At 53.8% G+C, this 18,031-nt stretch carries 17 protein-coding genes and 8 tRNA genes; all 25 read right to left on the bottom strand.

Annotation, left to right across the window (positions count from 1 at the left end):
• Positions 1-3: 3 nt before the first annotated feature.
• Positions 4-954: a ribose-phosphate diphosphokinase gene (locus J2Z18_RS28735; protein ID WP_007132975.1), complete on the bottom strand. Its 951-nt coding sequence runs from the start codon at positions 952-954 to the stop codon at positions 4-6.
• 173 nt (positions 955-1,127) lie between these two features.
• Entirely contained in the window at positions 1,128-1,982 is an 855-nt protein-coding gene (gene hisJ, locus J2Z18_RS28730) for a histidinol-phosphatase HisJ (RefSeq protein ID WP_210095685.1), read from the bottom strand.
• Positions 1,983-1,994: 12 nt separating this feature from the next.
• Positions 1,995-2,693: a bifunctional phosphoribosyl-AMP cyclohydrolase/phosphoribosyl-ATP diphosphatase HisIE gene (gene hisIE / locus J2Z18_RS28725; protein WP_210095684.1), complete on the bottom strand. Its 699-nt coding sequence runs from the start codon at positions 2,691-2,693 to the stop codon at positions 1,995-1,997.
• Positions 2,690-3,448, bottom strand: a complete 759-nt coding sequence (hisF, locus tag J2Z18_RS28720; RefSeq protein ID WP_007132972.1) for an imidazole glycerol phosphate synthase subunit HisF — start codon at positions 3,446-3,448, stop codon at positions 2,690-2,692. The genes hisIE and hisF overlap by 4 nt, the downstream gene beginning before the upstream one ends.
• 145 nt (positions 3,449-3,593) lie before the next feature.
• Positions 3,594-4,325: a 1-(5-phosphoribosyl)-5-[(5-phosphoribosylamino)methylideneamino]imidazole-4-carboxamide isomerase gene (gene hisA / locus J2Z18_RS28715; RefSeq protein ID WP_210095683.1), complete on the bottom strand. Its 732-nt coding sequence runs from the start codon at positions 4,323-4,325 to the stop codon at positions 3,594-3,596.
• Positions 4,326-4,349: 24 nt separating this feature from the next.
• Positions 4,350-4,958 (bottom strand): imidazole glycerol phosphate synthase subunit HisH, encoded by a 609-nt coding sequence (gene hisH, locus J2Z18_RS28710; protein ID WP_007132970.1) that lies wholly within the window; start codon positions 4,956-4,958, stop codon positions 4,350-4,352.
• Positions 4,959-4,963: 5 nt separating this feature from the next.
• Positions 4,964-5,569 (bottom strand): imidazoleglycerol-phosphate dehydratase HisB, encoded by a 606-nt coding sequence (hisB, locus tag J2Z18_RS28705; RefSeq protein WP_007132969.1) that lies wholly within the window; start codon positions 5,567-5,569, stop codon positions 4,964-4,966.
• A gap of 75 nt (positions 5,570-5,644) precedes the next feature.
• Positions 5,645-6,928, bottom strand: coding sequence for a histidinol dehydrogenase (gene hisD / locus J2Z18_RS28700; RefSeq protein ID WP_040740360.1), 1,284 nt, complete (start codon positions 6,926-6,928; stop codon positions 5,645-5,647).
• 113 nt (positions 6,929-7,041) lie between these two features.
• A complete protein-coding gene (gene hisG / locus J2Z18_RS28695; RefSeq protein ID WP_007132967.1) occupies positions 7,042-7,683 on the bottom strand; it encodes an ATP phosphoribosyltransferase in 642 nt (213 codons plus the stop codon).
• A 64-nt stretch (positions 7,684-7,747) separates the two neighbouring features.
• Entirely contained in the window at positions 7,748-8,944 is a 1,197-nt protein-coding gene (locus J2Z18_RS28690) for an ATP phosphoribosyltransferase regulatory subunit (RefSeq protein ID WP_007132966.1), read from the bottom strand.
• A 246-nt stretch (positions 8,945-9,190) separates the two neighbouring features.
• Entirely contained in the window at positions 9,191-10,414 is a 1,224-nt protein-coding gene (locus J2Z18_RS28685; protein ID WP_007132965.1) for an acyltransferase, read from the bottom strand.
• Positions 10,415-10,595: 181 nt separating this feature from the next.
• On the bottom strand, positions 10,596-11,102 hold the full coding sequence (locus J2Z18_RS28680) for an acyltransferase (RefSeq protein ID WP_007132964.1): 507 nt from the start codon (positions 11,100-11,102) through the stop codon (positions 10,596-10,598).
• A 14-nt stretch (positions 11,103-11,116) separates the two neighbouring features.
• The gene (ppaX, locus tag J2Z18_RS28675; protein ID WP_007132963.1) at positions 11,117-11,764 is read right to left on the bottom strand and encodes a pyrophosphatase PpaX; all 648 of its coding nucleotides are present in this window, start codon (positions 11,762-11,764) and stop codon (positions 11,117-11,119) included.
• 4 nt (positions 11,765-11,768) lie between these two features.
• Positions 11,769-12,923 carry a prolipoprotein diacylglyceryl transferase gene (lgt, locus tag J2Z18_RS28670; RefSeq protein ID WP_007132962.1) on the bottom strand — a complete coding sequence of 385 codons (1,155 nt, stop codon included), beginning with the start codon at positions 12,921-12,923 and terminating at the stop codon, positions 11,769-11,771.
• Between the two features lie 19 nt (positions 12,924-12,942).
• The gene (gene hprK / locus J2Z18_RS28665) at positions 12,943-13,881 is read right to left on the bottom strand and encodes an HPr(Ser) kinase/phosphatase (protein WP_007132961.1); all 939 of its coding nucleotides are present in this window, start codon (positions 13,879-13,881) and stop codon (positions 12,943-12,945) included.
• 348 nt (positions 13,882-14,229) lie between these two features.
• Complete coding sequence (locus J2Z18_RS28660) at positions 14,230-15,354, bottom strand: ABC transporter ATP-binding protein (RefSeq protein WP_007132960.1); 1,125 nt, start codon at positions 15,352-15,354, stop codon at positions 14,230-14,232.
• Positions 15,355-15,458: 104 nt separating this feature from the next.
• Entirely contained in the window at positions 15,459-16,682 is a 1,224-nt protein-coding gene (locus J2Z18_RS28655) for a PucR family transcriptional regulator (RefSeq protein ID WP_007132959.1), read from the bottom strand.
• 264 nt (positions 16,683-16,946) lie between these two features.
• A tRNA-Lys gene (locus J2Z18_RS28650) sits at positions 16,947-17,019 on the bottom strand.
• A gap of 7 nt (positions 17,020-17,026) precedes the next feature.
• A tRNA-Tyr gene (locus J2Z18_RS28645) sits at positions 17,027-17,112 on the bottom strand.
• Positions 17,113-17,124: 12 nt separating this feature from the next.
• A tRNA-Phe gene (locus J2Z18_RS28640) sits at positions 17,125-17,197 on the bottom strand.
• 91 nt (positions 17,198-17,288) lie between these two features.
• A tRNA-Asp gene (locus J2Z18_RS28635) sits at positions 17,289-17,365 on the bottom strand.
• A 10-nt stretch (positions 17,366-17,375) separates the two neighbouring features.
• A tRNA-Thr gene (locus J2Z18_RS28630) sits at positions 17,376-17,451 on the bottom strand.
• Between the two features lie 26 nt (positions 17,452-17,477).
• Positions 17,478-17,553 (bottom strand) — tRNA-Val (locus J2Z18_RS28625).
• A 9-nt stretch (positions 17,554-17,562) separates the two neighbouring features.
• A tRNA-Met gene (locus J2Z18_RS28620) sits at positions 17,563-17,639 on the bottom strand.
• A gap of 33 nt (positions 17,640-17,672) precedes the next feature.
• Positions 17,673-17,764 (bottom strand) — tRNA-Ser (locus tag J2Z18_RS28615).
• Positions 17,765-18,031 lie beyond the last annotated feature (267 nt).

Genomic DNA, 18,031 nt, shown 5'->3' with positions numbered 1-18,031 from the left:
AGCTTACACACCGGCGTCTTTGAATAAAGTGGCGATGGATCCGCCCTCAAGTATAATTTGGGTAGCCTGCGCCAGCATCGGCGCAACCGACAGTACTTTCAGCCGCATCCGGCAGTGATGCTCCGGCAGCACGATCGAATCCGTTACGACAATTTCTGCAATATGGCCATGATCCAGCCGGTCCAGCGCTTCGCCGGAGAATAGGCCGTGCGTCGCGCAGACGATCGCATCCTTCGCCCCGCGCTCCTTAAGTCCCTCCACGACCTGGACGATGGTGGTGCCGGTATCGATCAGATCCTCGATGATGATAGGCGTGCGGCCGGCCACATCGCCGATCACGTGCGTAATGACCGACTCGTTATGGGCCGGCCGCTGTTTGATCATGATCGCGAATGGGGATCCCAGCCTGCTCGCCAGCTTCTCCGCCGTTTTCGCCCGGCCTGCGTCCGGGGACACGATAACCGGCTGCTCGATGTTCTTCGTCTTCAAATACTCCGTAATGAGATCCAGCGCTGTCAGATGATCCACCGGAATATTGAAGAAGCCCTGGATGGCCGGCGCATGCAGATCGATCGTAATCACCCGGTTCGCCCCGGCTGTCGTCAGCACATCAGCCACCATCTTAGCGGAGATCGGCTCACGCGGAGCCGACTTGCGCTCCTGTCTCGCATACCCGTAGTAGGGTACGATAATATTGATTGTTCTTGCCGAAGCCCGCTTGGCCGCATCGATCATGACCAGCAGCTCAACGAACATTTCATTGATAGGCTGGGAAAAAGACTGCAGGAGAAACACATCGCAATTGCGGATGCTCTCCTCGTAGTGAACGTAGATTTCGCCGCTCTGGAAGCGGGAAATTTTAATCTTACCCAGCTCCACGCCCAGCTGCCGGCTGATGCTTTCGGCTAGCTGCGGATTGGACGTTCCGGCGAACAATCGAAGGGTACGATACATGGGGACCTCCTGACACAATAAATGGTTTAGGCGCATGCTGCACACCCGTCGATTAGGAAAGCGCTGTCGCGAAATCAGGCTGCCCCCTCCCCGCAAGGCCCGCACCTCGCGAGCATCGGGGAGGAGAACAGCCGTCCGTACGAGCATGTCCCGATCAATATCTATATATCTTATTATACATCGTTTTCTTCATCATTCAAAAAATGACCATCCAAAGGCACCATCTCCCGCTTTCGCCCGCGGAAGGTCGCAATGCGCCGTACCCCCAGATCAGCCAGCAGCGCCCGTGCCTTATCCAGATGCTCCCCGAGCTTCCCGGGCTGGTGCGCATCCGAGCCGAGCGTCAGCGGAATGCCAAGCGCAATCGCTTCCTCCAGCATACGGCGGCTCGGAAACATCTCCTCGCAGGCCTTGGATAGGCCGGAAGCATTCAGCTCTATCGCCTTGCCGCTTTTGGCGACGGCTGCAAGCGCAGCGTTTTCCAGAGCGATCACTTCGTCCGCCTGCTCCTTGCCCGGTCCGTAGCCGAACCGTTTGATCACATCCAGGTGGCCCATAATATCATAGAATCCGGTCGCTGCGGCCTTCTGCACCGCATCGTAATATTGGCGGTACACCTCGAGCGGGTCCTTCCCTTCCCAGCCTTGGGTCTGGCGATAATCCGTGATGTCCCACTCGCCCAGGAAGTGAACCGAACCGATGACATAATCCCAAGGATACTCGGCGATGATCCGTTCGATCTGCTCCTCATAGCCTTCGATATAGTCCCCTTCCAGTCCGATCCGGATATCGATCTGGCCTTGGTAACGGTCCTTTAGGAGGAGGCACTCCTCTACGTATCGGGGGAGCTCCTCCATGGGCATCGCCATTTCGGGATAATAGGAAGCAGGGTCAACGTGAATGAGCGGCATATGATCCGATAAGCCAAGCTGATCGTAGCCAAGCTCAATCGCACGCTGCACATATTCTTCGAGTCGCCCCTCCGCATGTCCGCAGCGGACATGGTGCGTATGATAATCGATATGCATCGATACTCCCCCCTAATCGCGGCGCGGACGTTCGTGACGGCGGCTCAGCTCGGCCATGATCTCATCAAGCGGAAGCTTCCGCTCCTGCAGAAGAACCAACAGGTGGTAGATGAGATCGCTGACCTCCAGCTTCAGCTCGGCGTTATCCTTATTTTTGGCAGCGATGATCGTTTCGGAGGCTTCCTCGCCGACCTTCTTCAGGATTTTATCGACGCCTTTATCGAATAGATAGGTCGTATAGGCACCCTCCGGCCGTTCCACCTCACGCTGCGCGATGACTTCTTCCAGCTCGGCCAGCACGGCGAACCGGTCACTAGCAGCTGCCTGTCTGTCAGTATGGCCTTGTGTCGTGTCTCCGGCCTTTATCTCCCGATAGAAGCAGCTCGTTTCCCCGGTATGACAGGCGGGCCCTTTCGGTTCCACCTGCACCAGCAGCGTGTCCCCGTCACAGTCATAGGCTATCGAGACCACCGCTTGAGTATTGCCCGAAGTGGCGCCCTTATGCCATAGTTCCCCGCGGGAACGGCTCCAGAACCAGGTTTCGCCGCTCTCCAGCGTCCGCTTGAGCGATTCCCGGTTCATATAAGCCATCATCAGCACCTGCTTGCTGCTTGCATCCTGCACGATCGCCGGCACCAAGCCGGCCGCATCCCAGCGAATATATTCGCTTGCCTGCTCCAGGATCAGATCCTTTCCTATATCCTCGCTCACCGTACATTCACTCCTTTTACTCTAAGCTGCCCTTTCAAATCGGGAATGGAAATTTCTTTATAGTGAAAAATGGTTGCCGCCAGCCCGGCATCGGCTTTGCCCTTCGTAAACACATCGTAGAAGTGCTCCTCGTCACCCGCACCGCCGGAGGCGATAACCGGAATCCGAACAGCCGATGATACGGCTGAGGTTAAGGCCAGATCGAAGCCGTCCTTCGTTCCGTCCGCGTCCATGCTCGTCAGCAAAATTTCGCCTGCCCCTAAGGATTCCGCCTGCTTCACCCAATCCAGCGCCTTGATACCGGTTGGCGTTCGGCCGCCGTGCGTGTAGACCTCCCATTCGTCCCAGTCCTCGTTGTACTTGGCGTCGACCGCCACCACGATACACTGGGAGCCGAATTTGCGTGCCCCTGCCGAGATCAGCTCCGGCTGCTTAACCGCCGCCGTGTTAATCCCGATTTTGTCCGCACCTGCGCGAAGGATCCGCTTCATATCATCCACGGAGGAGATGCCGCCGCCAACCGTAAACGGAATCGCGATTTCCCCGGCCGTCCGCCGCACGACCTCTTCCATCGTCGCCCGCCCCTCCACCGAGGCCGAAATGTCCAGGAACACCAGCTCATCTGCACCTTCGCGATCATACAGCGCTGCGAGCTCCACAGGATCTCCCGCATCGCGGAGATTTACAAAGTTAACGCCTTTTACTACCCGCCCGTCCTTTACGTCCAGGCAAGGGATAATCCGTTTTGCCAGCATGGTTTCGTCTCCTCCCCCTGTTAACCAACATATGATCGATACCATGGCGTTCGAATCCCTATGAACCGATCACCCATCAGGACCACTTGGCTTTTACTTTTGAGCAAAATCCAACGAATCCCTCCATCATCCTGCAGCGCGGGCCTTACCCGATTCGCTGAACCGCCTCGGCCAGGTCAATATGGCCCGTATACAGCGCTTTGCCGACAATGGCACCGCCAACGCCGTCTTCGCGGTGTGCGCTCAGCGCCAGCAAATCCTCAAGCCGGGTTACGCCTCCCGAGGCAATGACCGAACGTCCGCTTGCTTTAGCCAGCGCTACAATGGCCTCCACGTTCGGGCCCTGCATCATCCCGTCGCGGGAAATATCCGTGAAGATGAATGTCTCGGCGCCTTTGGCTGCCAGCTCCTTCGCTAATACTTCGGCCTGCACCTCGGAGGTTTCGAGCCAGCCCCGTGTTGCGACATATCCGTTCCGGGCGTCGATTCCGATCGCGACCTTGTCGCCGTACCGGCCGAGCACCTCCTCTGTGAAAGCGCGGTCCTCAATCGCTGCCGTACCGATGATCACCCGGCTGACGCCGAGTCCGAGCAGCCGCTCCACATCCGCCAAGGTTCTAAGGCCGCCGCCGACTTGAACCGGCACATTGACGCTCGACGCAATGCTTCCGATAATCTCATCATTGACCGGATGGCCGGCTTTAGCTCCGTCCAAATCGACGAGGTGGATGAACGATCCGCCCTGTGACTCCCAAGACTTGGCCACTTCCAGCGGATTGTCGTTGTACACCGTTTCCTGGTTGTAATCGCCCTGCACAAGCCTAACGCATTTTCCGCCGCGAATATCGATGGCCGGATATATGATAAAAGAGGACATCCCCATACCCACTTTCCATTCAATTTAGGTTAAAGCTAAGAAATTACGGAGCAGGCTCATGCCGAGCTCCCCGCTCTTCTCCGGATGAAACTGCATGCCGTATACGGAGCCCCGGCCGACAATCGCCGTTACCGGCTGACCGTAATCGGTCACCGCCAGCAGATCCTCCTGCGCCTCAGGGAGGACATGGTAGGAGTGAACAAAATACACATGCCCTTCCTCAAGCCCGGCCAGCAGCGGGTGCTCCGGCTTCTGAAACTGCAGGGCATTCCATCCCATATGCGGCACTTTATAATCGCCTCCGGCAAACCGGACAACCGAGCCGGGCAGCATATCAAGCCCTTCATGGTTCCCATGCTCCTCGCTCCGGCTGAACAGAAGCTGCATGCCGAGACAAATTCCAAGCAGCGGCTTGCCAACAGCGGCAGCTTCCTTCATGACCGCATCCAGCCTGGTCTGCCGCAGCTGCTCCATCGCATCTCCGAACGCGCCGACCCCCGGGAGAATTACGCCATCTGCAGACAGAAGCTCCTCACGATCCCCCGTGACAAGCGGCTCGAAGCCGAGCCGCTCCACTGCCTTGCTGACGCTGTGCAGATTGCCCATGCCATAATCGACGATTGCAATTGCCATAGAGGTTAGAGCACTCCCTTCGTGGATGGCACGCCCGTCACCCGCGGGTCGATGCTGGTCGCTTCGTCCAAGGCACGGGCGAGCGCTTTAAACACCGCTTCGATCATATGATGGGTATTCTGTCCGTAATGAACGATGACATGCAGCGTAATCCGCGCCTCAAGCGCCAGCTTCCAGAGAAACTCGTGCACCAGCTCGGTATCGAACGATCCAACCTGCCCGGATGGGTATTCGGCCCGATATTCGAAGTGCGGACGGTTGCTGATATCAACGACCACCTGCGCCAGCGCCTCATCCATCGGCACGAATACGCTCGCGTATCGTTTAATGCCCCGCTTGTCCCCGAGCGCTTCCCGCAAGGTCTGTCCAAGGCAGATGCCGATATCCTCAACCGTGTGGTGATCATCAATTTCGATGTCGCCCTTGGCCTTCACGCTGAGATCGAAATGGCCATGCTTCGTAAACAAATCCAGCATATGGTTAAGGAAGGGAACATCCGTCTCCAGCTCGGAAACTCCGGTTCCGTCTACGTTCAGCTTTAAGGTAATGTCCGTTTCATTCGTTGTTCGGCTCACACTGGCGGTGCGGCCTACCGCTTCAAAACTGCTCACGATGATACCCCCTATATAGTCTTGTGTCATGATCGTTATACGGTATAATTAGCATCCCTGCTATAACCGGTATAATTAGCGTTCCTGCTCGAGCCGGATGGCGATTGCCCGGGCATGGCCCTCCAGCCCCTCGCGCCTTGCCAGCTCCATAATCTGCTCGCAGTTAGCAAGCAGCGCCTCCCGGCTGTAATAAATCAGGCTCGACTTCTTAATGAAGTCGTCCAAATCCACCGGGGACGCGAATCTCGCCGTGCCGTTGGTCGGAATGATATGGTTCGGTCCTGCAAAATAATCCCCCACCGGCTCCGAGCTGTACGGGCCGAGGAATATGGCTCCGGCATTCTCGATCCGCCCGGCCAGCGACATCGGCTCCTCGGTGACGATCTCCAAATGCTCCGGCGCCAGGCGATTGATAAGCTCGATCCCCTCAGCCAGGGACTCCGTAACTACGACCGCGCCATATTGGTCGATGGATGCTCTGGCGATATCGCGCCGCGGCAGAAGCTTCAGCTGCTTCTCCACCTCAGCGGCGACCGCCTCGCCAAGCTTGCGGGACGGCGTCACCAGGATAGCCGAGGCCATTTCGTCGTGCTCGGCCTGAGACAGCAGATCAGCCGCGATATAAGCAGGCTCCGCCGTGTCATCCGCCAGAATGGCAATCTCGCTCGGTCCGGCAAGACTGTCAATGTTGACGGCGCCATACACTTCGCGTTTCGCCAGCGCCACAAATATGTTGCCCGGTCCGCAAATTTTGTCCACTCGAGCTATGCTATCGGTGCCGTAGGCCAATGCGGCAATCGCCTGAGCGCCGCCTACGCGGTACAATTCCGTAACGCCGGCCTCCGCGGCAGCTACCAGAATATAAGGGTTGATCCCTTCCTCTCCCCCGGTGGATGGCGGGGTTACCATGACGATTTCGGGAACGCCGGCCACCTGAGCCGGAATGACGTTCATCAGCACCGACGAAGGATATGCCGCCTTGCCCCCGGGTACATATACTCCGACCCGCTTCAAAGGGCGGATAATTTGCCCGAGTATGCTTCCGTCCGGTTGAACGTCCATCCATGAATTCCGCTTCTGCTTCATATGGAAGGCGCGAATATTGTCCGCCGCCGCCCGGATCGCTTCCACGAACGATGACTCTACCTTCTGATAAGCGGCCTGCAGCTCTTCGTCCGTAACGCGGAGCTGCCCGGCCGTCAACCGGATCCGGTCCAGCTGCTCTGTATACCGCAGCAGCGCGGCATCGCCTTCGGTCCGCACCGCCTGTACGATCGTTTTGACGATTTCATTCTGCTCCGGTGTGCCATAGTCATTTTCCCGATTCAATTGAAAGTCGGATGCTGATACTACCTTCACCATGATCTCCCCCTATCCCGCTTGATTCCTGACGTAACGCTGATGTCCGATTTCTTACGTGGTGTTTCTTCTTTATCGATTCGTATACCCTGCTGCCTATACGCCAAGCCGTTTTAGCGGTTAACTTGCCCTTCCGTTATAACCTGCTGCAGCCGGTCGCACAATGCCTGAATTTCATTATTCTTCATTCGGTAGCTGACGCGGTTCGCAATAAGACGGCTTGTAATTTCGAACAGGCTCGTCATTTCAACCAATCCGTTCTCCTTAAGCGTCTGTCCGGTCTCCACCATATCCACGATGCGGTCTGCCAGACCGATCAGAGGCGCGAGTTCAATCGAGCCGTTCAGCTTGACAACCTCAACCTGTTGTCCTTGCTCGCGGAAATACTGGGAGGCCACATTCGGATACTTGGTTGCGACCCGCTGGTGAATGCCGGGCTTCCAGTCCGGCAGCCCGATGATGGACATCCTGCATCTTGCAATGCCTAAATCAAGAAGCTCGTAGACATCCTTGTTCTCCTCCAGAAGCACATCCTTGCCGACAATGCCGATATCGGCTACGCCATACTCGACATAGGTCGGCACATCGACCGGCTTGGCCAGAATGAATTCCATGTCGGCTTCCGGCAATGGGATGACCAGCTTCCGCGTCTCATCCACATCGAGGGGAATCGGCAGTCCGGCTGAACGGAACAGCGCGGAGGCTTTTTTATATATACGCCCTTTGGGCATCGCTACTTTCAACGTTTCCGTCACGTTCAATCCTCCTGACTTAACCTTGATTGAAGCTCTAAATCTCGCATATTCTACTCCGCCGGGACTACTTTAGTGTAATGATTTCCCGGTAGCCTTTGTTCAGTAAGCTGCCTGCTGCGCCTGATGAGCCTCCGACGTGCTCGGTCTGATCGTTCTCACGAATCAACGATGTTACTACCGTGAGGCCTTCTGCCCGCAGCTTCGCCGCTTTGGCCAAGCCTTCCTCCCGGCACTCCGCCGTATAGCGGACCAGGATCGGGAGCGGCTCTTCCATCGCCGCGCCTGGAACGCCATCCAGAATCCGATTGGTCTTCAGCGCAAATCCGGTAGCCGGAACATCGCGGCCAAACTGCTTCAACAGCTTGTCATAACGACCGCCGTTCGCCACAGGCGATCCCAGCTCTGCGGCATACCCTTCAAACGTGATCCCTGTGTAATAGGAGAAGTCTCCGAGCAGCGTCAAATCGATCATTACATGTCCCGATACCCCGTAAGCCTCCAGCACTTCCCACACATGACCCATGTGCTCAATGGAGGAGCGCGCTAGCGGATTGCTGCTAATCTCCAATGCCTGCTCGGCGATCTCTTTGCCTCCGCGAAGCCGGAGAATGCCTTCCAGCTGCTCCTGCTGCCGTGCCTCCAGCTTCAACCCGGCGATGGTTCCCCTGTAGCCGACGTAGTCGCGATTGAGCAGATCCTGCTTCAGATTTTCCTGATCCTCCGTCCGTTCCGGGAGTACCTCCTGCAGCAGACCGTTCAGGAACCCCATATGTCCCATGGCGATTTTGAACCGTTCTACCCCGGCAGCCCGCAATGATTCAATCGCCAGCGCGATAACCTCGGCATCCGCTTCCGGTGAGTCGTCGCCGACAAGCTCAACGCCGGTCTGGAAAAATTCCGCCTCTCTCCCAGCCTCCTCCTCGATTGCCCGAAACACATTCGCATGGTAGGACAGTCGAACCGGAAGCGGCTCATCCTTCAGCAGCGAAGACATAACCCGGGCGATGGGCGCAGTCAGATCCGACCGCAGCACCATCGTGGTGCCCCGTTTATTGAGAAGCTTAAACAGCTTTTGGTCCGACGTGGAGCTAGCCACGCCTACCGTATCGTAATATTCCATCGTCGGCGTCATAATTTGCCGGTATCCCCAGCGATCCATGCAAGCCAGCACCTCACGCTCGATCCGGCGCAGCTTGGCGACCGCATGCGGGAGATAATCCCGGACGCCTGCCGGTTTCTCGAAGCCCTTCGGTTTAGACATGATCCCACCTCAAATTCAGTCCGTTTTGCGATTTACTTCAATATGGTAAAGTGTTAACTTGCTAATAAGATAAAGAATAATATTGGCTATATTACCATGAATGTAACCTTATCGTCAATGGAATGCAAACACATTACTCGGGCGCACGATTTTTTTACCCCATATACTCGCAAAAAAAACCGTCCGGATTCCCGGACGGTTCGCATGAGTGCAGCATTCTCTTTACTTCGCAGTTCAGTATTCGGATTAGAGATCCACCGATTTTCGGCTGTCACCGGTAACTGTGTCCTTCGAATGGGACGGCGCCGGTGTCTTAGGAGCCCGCTTGAGCGAACGCGGAATGCTTCCGAGCAGCACCCAAGCCCCAGGAATCCACCGCATAAAGGCTTGTACGGCCAGCCCGCTTACGATCAGCGCGGTTACCATTCCGCCATAGACCCAGATCAAATAATCGTCGGTTACCGGGTTCAGCTTCGGATCGAGCTCCCGATAAAGGAACAGCCACAACGGGTGAACCAGGTAGATGGCGAAAGACAGCTCGCCGATTCGTGTTAAGAGCTTCACGAGCCACTTCCAGCCGCCGTGGTACAGCCAGTTGGCCAGCTGCATCAGGACGAGTGCGGAGAAGATGGTATGCAGGTTCCAGAGCAGCTCGTACAGCAGGGAATCGTATTTGGCTCCGTGCAAGCGTTGGTTGTACCAGATCTGCACATGCGTCAGCGCCATGAACAGCCAGCCTCCCCATAGCACAACCGTTCCGGCTTTCTGCCTTGCACTTTGCTTCCACCAGGATAAGGTAAGCCAGTCCTTAAACTTGTCATAATGCATAGCAAGAAATGCACCAAGCATATAATAAGCCAAATAGGAAATGGCCAAGCTTCCTTTAAACTCGTACCGCAGCTCGTATTTATTCCAGATAATAAACGCCCACTGCAGCAGGAATCCGATCGGCACGGCCCACCGGACCAGAAAACGGGAAGACTTGAACAGTGCCAGGAAGATCGGAAACAGAATGTAGAACTGTAAGCTGATAAACACAAAGTATAAGTGCGTGTAGTTCTGACCGCGAATCAATCGCTCGAAAAAGACCGGCAGCTGTGCCGACAAATCAAATGACGGGCCCAAGTAGCCGTTTTGATACATCCGGACAAAGAAATACAGGATCGAGAACAGCAAATACGGGAGCAGAATGTACAACAAACGCCGTTTATAGAAGTTCCCGATTAATTCTTTAGTCAATGGTCGGTCCGCATAGTTATAGAACAGAACGAAGCTGCTCAGAAATATAAACGAAGGCGTTCCATATTTAAAGAAGATATTGATGAAGTTAATAATATAGTAAAATCTCGAATCAATTGCATCGACCGTGGCAAAGGATGTCGCATGAACGTGCAGCACGCCCAGAATCGCTAACGCGCGGTAAATATCCAACTGCGGCAGCCGCTCCTTCTTGATCAGCGTAGCAGACATGTCGAGCGTCGCCTCCTTGTATCCATTTTTTCATATCTTTTTACATGTATCACGCTTCGGAACCGACAAAAAAGTCCCTCAAGGCGCATCATACCCAAGGGACTATAAGTTCGCTTCTTGACGATCCTCTATCATTCTACAATAAATCCTGTCGAATGGGAACCATTCCTGCCGCATTGCCTCATATTGACTCGTTTTCCGCTGCTGCCCTTCCCAGCTCTCGCAGCGGGTTTCCCCCTACGAATGCCCCGGGAGCAACGTCTTTATGTACAACGGAACCGGCTGCAACTACCGCGCCGTCCCCGATCGTAACGCCCGGCAGAATCGTCGTATTGGCACCGACCAGCACATTCTCTCCAATCCGCACCTCGCCAAGACGGTACTCCTTAATCAGGTATTCGTGCGCGAGGATCGTCGTGTTGTACCCGATCACCGAATTCTCGCCGACCGTGATTTTCTCGGGAAAGAACACATCCACCATAACCATCAATCCGAAAGCGGTATGCTTGCCGACCGTCATGCCCAGCATACGGCGATAGATCCAGTTCTTCATTGGAAGAATCGGGCAATAACGGGCAAGCTGAATGAAAATGAAATTCTTGACACCTTTAAACGGACTGACCGTGCGATAGATCTGCCACAGCGCATTCGGTCCCTCGACCGGGTAACGGGTTAACTTTCTGGCCATGCTGCCCCAAACTCCTATTCTTTAGGAAGTCCTACGATGTCATACAGGTCTCTCATATCCCGAATGATGTAATCCGGTTCGTATGCTTGAAGCTGCTGCTCCCCCTTAAGCGACCAGGCCACGGCTGCGGCCTTCACGCCTGCCGCTTTGGCGGACTGGATGTCCACCGGGCTGTCGCCGATCATGAGGGTCGTCTCCGGGTTTGCTCCCAGCCGCTCCACCGCAGTCAGCACGGGCTCGGGATGCGGCTTCGGATGCTCCACGTCGTTTACCGTCACAATCGCAGACATAAACCGCTCCAGATCATATTTCTCCAGCGTCATCATGGTCGATGGCCGGATCTTCGTGGTAACGACGCCCAGTGCAAGTCCATGTTTATAGAGTCGCTCCACCACTTCGTTTACGTGAGGGAACGTTCGCACCATCTCATCATGATGAAGCGCGTTGTAGGAGCGGTACGCTTGAACGAAGGAACTCACATCCTCCGCGCCGGAGAAAGCCTGAAGCTGCTGCTCCAACGTCGTCCCCATATGGGGAATGATTTGTTCCCGCGTCAGTGGACCCGTCTGTCGGGACTCGAAGATATGGAGAAAAGATGAAATAATCAATTCATTGGTATCGATAATGGTGCCATCCAAATCAAACAGTACGGTTTCAATCATGCTGCTACTCCTTTTTATCCTCCGTGTCCGGCTTCAAGGCCGGATCCTCTGTATACGAATCAGACTCCCCATTGCCCGAATCGCGCGGGGTTGCGGGGCGATCCTCCTCCTGGATTTTGACGTTAGCGTCTTCCTGCACCTTATCGGTTCGGTTTGCGGACACCGGCTCAGAAGCCTTGGCAGCCGAAACCGGACTCTTCCCGGCTTGCGGGTCGGCTTCTGGCGCTTCGGAGACTGCCTTTGTGGAGACAATCGGGTCCAGGTACCGTTCGTTGGCTTTTCCCGTCACCCGCCGCACGATAATGAGCACAATGCCCCCGATCACGAGCAGGATCGACAAGAGCTGCGATATCCGGATGTTGCCATAAGCCGGGTCCAGATACCCGAGCTCGAAGCCCATCCATCTCATTGGAGCCCACAGCGTATTGTTGATGAAGTCTGCCACGGGTTGTGCTCCCTGGAACGCCAAGCTGTCCGTTCGAACAGCTTCGATAAAGAACCGCCCGATGGAATACCAGATAAAGTAACCGATAAACAGCTCGCCGGCCCGCAGAAACCGAAGTCTCCGTATAATCAGGACCAGGATGATGCCGACAACGTTCCATAACGACTCATACAGGAAGGTCGGGTGATGAAAGACTCCCTGCACATTCATTTGATTGACGATAAAATCCGGCAGGTTCAGCGTGTTGCGCAAAAAGGACTCCTCTACCGGTCCGCCGTACGCTTCCTGGTTCACAAAGTTTCCCCAGCGTCCGATAATTTGACCGGCGAGCAAGGACGGCGCACAGATATCGGCAATCCGCCAGAACGAATAGCCTTTCCTGCGCACATAAATGACAGCGCAAATAACGGCGCCGATCAGCGCACCATAAATGGCGATCCCGCCATTCCAAATTTTGAACACGTCCAGGAAATTATCCTTGTAGTCTTCCCACTTGAAAGCCACATAATAAATACGTGCAGCAATGATTGCGGATGGAACCCCAAGCAGCAGCAGATCCATGAAAAATTCCTGCGGAATACCGAACCGTTTCCCTTCCCGAATGGCCAAGAGCAGCCCGACCAATGCGCCTAAGCCCAGAATCAGGCCATACCAATGAACACTCAGCGATCCAATGGAGAACGCCACTGGATCGATAAGTAATGTTTGCGTCATAACTTAACCTCCCCTAGTCCTAATCCAAGTCATCCATATCTTCGTTAATCGTTGCTGTTAATTTGTTCGTAAACTGAAGTGCCGCGTTGAGTCCCATTTGCTTCAATCGGTAATTCATTGCCGCAACTTCAATAATAACCGCAAGGTTACGCCCAGGACGAACCGGAATGGTCACTAGAGGAATGTCGGTATCAATAATGCGTGTCGTCTCTTCATCCAATCCCAAACGGTCATACTGCTTATCCTGCTGCCAGGCCTCCAAACGAACGACCAGCGTGATTCGTTTGTTGTTCCGGACGGCACCGGCGCCGAACAATGTCATGACGTTGATAATGCCGACTCCGCGGATTTCCAGCAGGTGACGGATTAACTCCGGCGCCGTGCCATGAAGCTGAAAATCGGAGGTTTGGCGAATCTCCACCGCATCGTCCGCAATTAAGCGATGTCCCCGCTTCACCAGCTCCAGGGCGGTCTCGCTTTTCCCGATCCCGCTTGAACCGGTGATAAGCATCCCTACGCCATACACATCGCATAATACGCCGTGGATCGTAGTCGTCGGAGCCAGTCGACGCTCTAGGAAGCTCGTAAATCGGCTTGTTAAAATGGTAGTTGCCATACTGCTCCGCAGCACCGGCAAGCCCTTCTCTTTGCTGACTTCAACTAACTCTTCCGGCACTTCCAGGGAACGGGTTACGACAATGCATGGTGTTTCATCCGTGCACAGGCTGCGCATCCGCTCCTTTCGCTCCTCAGGCTTGAGCATACCGAAAAATGCCAGCTCTGTCCGTCCCAAAAGCTGTACGCGCTCACGCGGATGGTATTCGAAATAACCTGCCATCTCTAGACCCGGGCGGTTAAGATCATCCGTTGTAATCTGACGTTTCAAGCCCTCCTCGCCCGAAATGACCTCCAGCTGGAATTGTTGGACCAGCTCGGACACTTTTACTTTCTTGGCCATGGTCTTACCCCTCTTCATCCAGTATGTAAACATCATAACGAAGCCTGCCTTAATAGGCTGAAAGACCCGTTATCCATGATTTGTTTCATCGGTTGTCGCCGGTTTTACGGCGATGCCAAACTTCATCATGCAATGATGTGGCCTTAGTACGCAGCTGTCTCAATCCTATTCTTAGCATTCGTGATGTAGGCCCTGCTTTGTGCTTATCTTATCGAAAAAAACCAAGGATTGCAATTCAGGTTATCGCTCATGCTGCTGATTTCATATCATGGTCACCCTCATCGAATACCTAAAAAAACCGCCCTTGAGGGGCGGTTTTTCAAGAGTTAGCCGTTTCTGCCTTGGGGATTAGTCCTCCACCAATACGTTCAATTCGGACTCTTTATCAAAGATATGAACTTTGTTCATGTCGATAGCCAATTTCACATTGTCGCCTTCACGAGTAGTGGAACGTCCGTCAACGCGGCCGATTACGGTATCCGTACCAAGTCCGCTCAGGTACAAGAGCATCTCGTGACCGAGGTTCTCTGTAACGTCAACTTTAGCCGTGAAGATTGTGTTCGGGGAAGCTTCCAGGAATACTGGCTCTTCATGGATATCTTCTGGACGAACACCCATAATAACTTCCTTGCCGATCATCGATTTATTCTTCAGAAGCTGTGCCTTACCGCCTGGAACCTGTACATTCAGTCCATCGGCAGTAAAGTATACGCCGCCGTTCTGCTCGGACAGCTTACCGTTAATAAAGTTCATGGTTGGGGAACCGATGAAGCCTGCAACGAACAGGTTTCTTGGGTTGTTGTACAGCTGCTCCGGAGAGTCGGCTTGCTGAATGATACCATCCTGCATAACGACGATACGGTCACCCATCGTCATGGCCTCTGTCTGGTCGTGCGTTACGTAGATACAAGTGGTTTCAAGGCGCTTAACCAGCTTTGTGATTTCTGCACGCATCTGACCGCGGAGCTTCGCATCCAAGTTGGAAAGCGGTTCGTCCATCAGGAAGACTTGCGGATCGCGGACGATCGCACGGCCCAAGGCAACGCGCTGACGCTGACCACCGGAGAGAGCCTTCGGCTTGCGGTCCAGCAAATGCTCGATATCCAGAATTTTTGCTGCTTCACGTACACGCTTGTCGATTTCGTCTTTCTTCACTTTACGGAGTTTCAGGCCGAATGCCATGTTCTGATATACGTTCATATGCGGATACAACGCGTAGGACTGGAACACCATCGCGATGTCACGATCTTTAGGAGCTACATCGTTAACGACGCGGTCGCCAATGTAGAGTTTACCTTCGGAAATTTCCTCAAGACCTGCGATCATACGCAGCGTTGTGGACTTACCGCAACCGGACGGACCTACCAATACCAAGAATTCTTTATCTTTAATATCAAGATTCACGTCGATTACCGTTGCTTTATCCGCACCTGGATACTTCTTGTAAATATGCTCTAAGCGTACACCTGCCATGTGCATTTGCCCCCTCTTAGGAAAGTTATGAAATCGAATACAATTTATAATATTATATTACCTGATGGGCACCTGACTTGCTATACACAATCTGCACAAAAAACCTATTTCCTTTTCGTCACTTTATACAATAGCAGTGTTATTTTCACTAATACCGCATCGCTGAAGCTTCGAACGTCCAGCCCCGTTTCCTGCTTGATCTTATCCAGGCGGTACAGCAGCGTGTTCCGGTGGATATACAGATGCTTGGCCGTCTCACTGACGTTGCAGTCCAGCTCGAAGAAGGATTCCAGCGTCGATAACGTCTCGCTATCCTCGAACAGATCGGTATGACCGGCGGCATACTCTCGTAAAAATAAATTGCGCTGGTATTCGGGAATACTGTATACCAAACGTTCTAAATGAAGCCCGGTCGACAGGTGTATATGTTCCTTAACCTGAAACGTACGCCCGATGGTCATCGTTTCCCTCAGCATGTTCACCGCCTGCGGAAGGGCGTGTAAGGCATTTACGGAAGGTATGGCCGATATATGAAAGTCCCCGACCCATTCCGTAGAGATCAGCTCGTATAGCCCCATACAGAATAAGGCCAGCGAGTCCTGCTCCCCTTCGGCAGTAAGCTCTTCTTTATCATCCACAATGCCCACCAGCAGCTGCTGCTCTGCCAGAATGAGCCATTCCTTCTCATGCAGCGGCACAAGTACAATGTCTCCGTCAAAATAGCTCCGTAATAGTCGCTGCAATGCCTTATAGCTCGGGGCCGGGGCATGTTCGCTTTCATTCAGGAGCAGAAACGGCACCATATCCGCCGACAGGCTTGAACGGATCGGCAGCTCTTCAGGCAGCTCGGCAACCTGCTCACCTGCTTCCAAGCACTCCTTCAGCCATGCGCCCAGCTGCTGTGCAGAACGCTCCTCCTCAGCTTTAGAACCGCTCTTGGCATTTAAAGATGAGGCTCCTCGCAGTGTGGAGAGCCATAGCTCAATGAGCCGGATTTCCGAAACGGTTAAATCCCCCCGGGCCGCTGCAATCACGATACCCGGTTTCTGCATTTGGATCGGGATCCAAATCTCACCGAGTGCTTCGTTGTCATAGGCACCGGCTGCCGTTAGCGTCATGGACCTGGCTTGTCCGTGCTGAAATTGAGGACTTTTCGCCTTGGATTGAGTCGACCGCTTGCCTTGTGACCCGCCGATACTCACCGCATCATCTTGAGAAGCCGCTAGCGCCTTAGCGAGTTCTCCATATTCTTGCTCATTCAATGTTTTCAATCTCAGGGATATGCCCAGGGTCTGCTCCAGCTGCTGAACGATGTGCTCCATCTCCATTGATGTCCCCACCACTTTATCGTTTTTTTCTTATTTTAGCACACGAACCGCCGGGAGCGACAATATCATGCGGGTAGCCTCAACAAATCTTCTTACCGCGTGTCTCTCGCGGCGCTCGGTCTAATGATGACTGTTGCACGATGATCAGCGTCGACGCTCGGACGGTAAGCTTCCCCTTCTCCCGTTCAAATCCCCCTACAACTCAAGCCTAGAAAAACAGAAGAACAACAAAAAAGCCGCCAACAATGTTGACGACTTTTGAGATGAGCCATGAAGGACTCGAACCTTCGACACCCTGATTAAAAGTCAGGTGCTCTACCAACTGAGCTAATGGCTCGTGATACTGGTGGAGGATGATGGATTCGAACCACCGAACTCGTACGAGAACAGATTTACAGTCTGCTGCGTTTGGCCACTTCGCTAATCCTCCAAAATATAAAGGTGGCTCGGGACGGAATCGAACCGCCGACACGAGGATTTTCAGTCCTCTGCTCTACCGACTGAGCTACCGAGCCATATGTAATTGGCATAAAAATAAAGTGCGGAGTGTAACACTTCCCACTTTAATCTGTGGAAACCGATTCACTTTTATGCTGGTAAATAAAATGGCGGAACTGACGGGATTCGAACCCGCGATCTCCTGCGTGACAGGCAGGCATGTTAGGCCTCTACACCACAGTTCCGCATTTTAGATGGTGCCGGCGAGAGGACTTGAACCCCCAACCTACTGATTACAAGTCAGTTGCTCTACCAATTGAGCTACACCGGCGCATATAAGGACGCACAAAATATTCATGGTGGAGGCTGAGGGGATCGAACCCCCGACCCTCTGCTTGTAAGGCAGATGCTCTCCCAGCTGAGCTAAGCCTCCGAATATGTATGGTAGCGGCGGAGGGGATCGAACCCCCGACCTCACGGGTATGAACCGTACGCTCTAGCCAGCTGAGCTACGCCGCCATAACAAATTCCTATGCATTCAAGTTATATCAATGGCGGAGAGAGAGGGATTCGAACCCTCGCACCGCTTACGCAGTCTAACCCCTTAGCAGAGGGTCCCCTTATAGCCACTTGGGTATCTCTCCATCATAACTTATTATGCAGTTTCAGAGATTGAACCCTGAAAACTAGATACGAAACGTCTTTGCGTTGTTTAGAATCCGTAGCGTTATCCCTTCAGATCCTCAGATCTTTCCGGGCCCCGCCAAAGTAATCGGAATCAGCTTCAAAGCTTTTCTTCACTTTGGTGGGTTTATCTTTATGCTTCCGTAGCGAGCTTTCTTTCAGAAAGCTTTTAGGATAAGCCCTCGACCGATTAGTATTGGTCAGCTCCATGCATTGCTGCACTTCCA

It is taken from the genome of Paenibacillus lactis (assembly GCF_017873605.1).
Classification (GTDB): domain Bacteria; phylum Bacillota; class Bacilli; order Paenibacillales; family Paenibacillaceae; genus Paenibacillus_AQ; species Paenibacillus_AQ lactis.
This window is presented reverse-complemented; position numbering and strand designations above follow the sequence as displayed.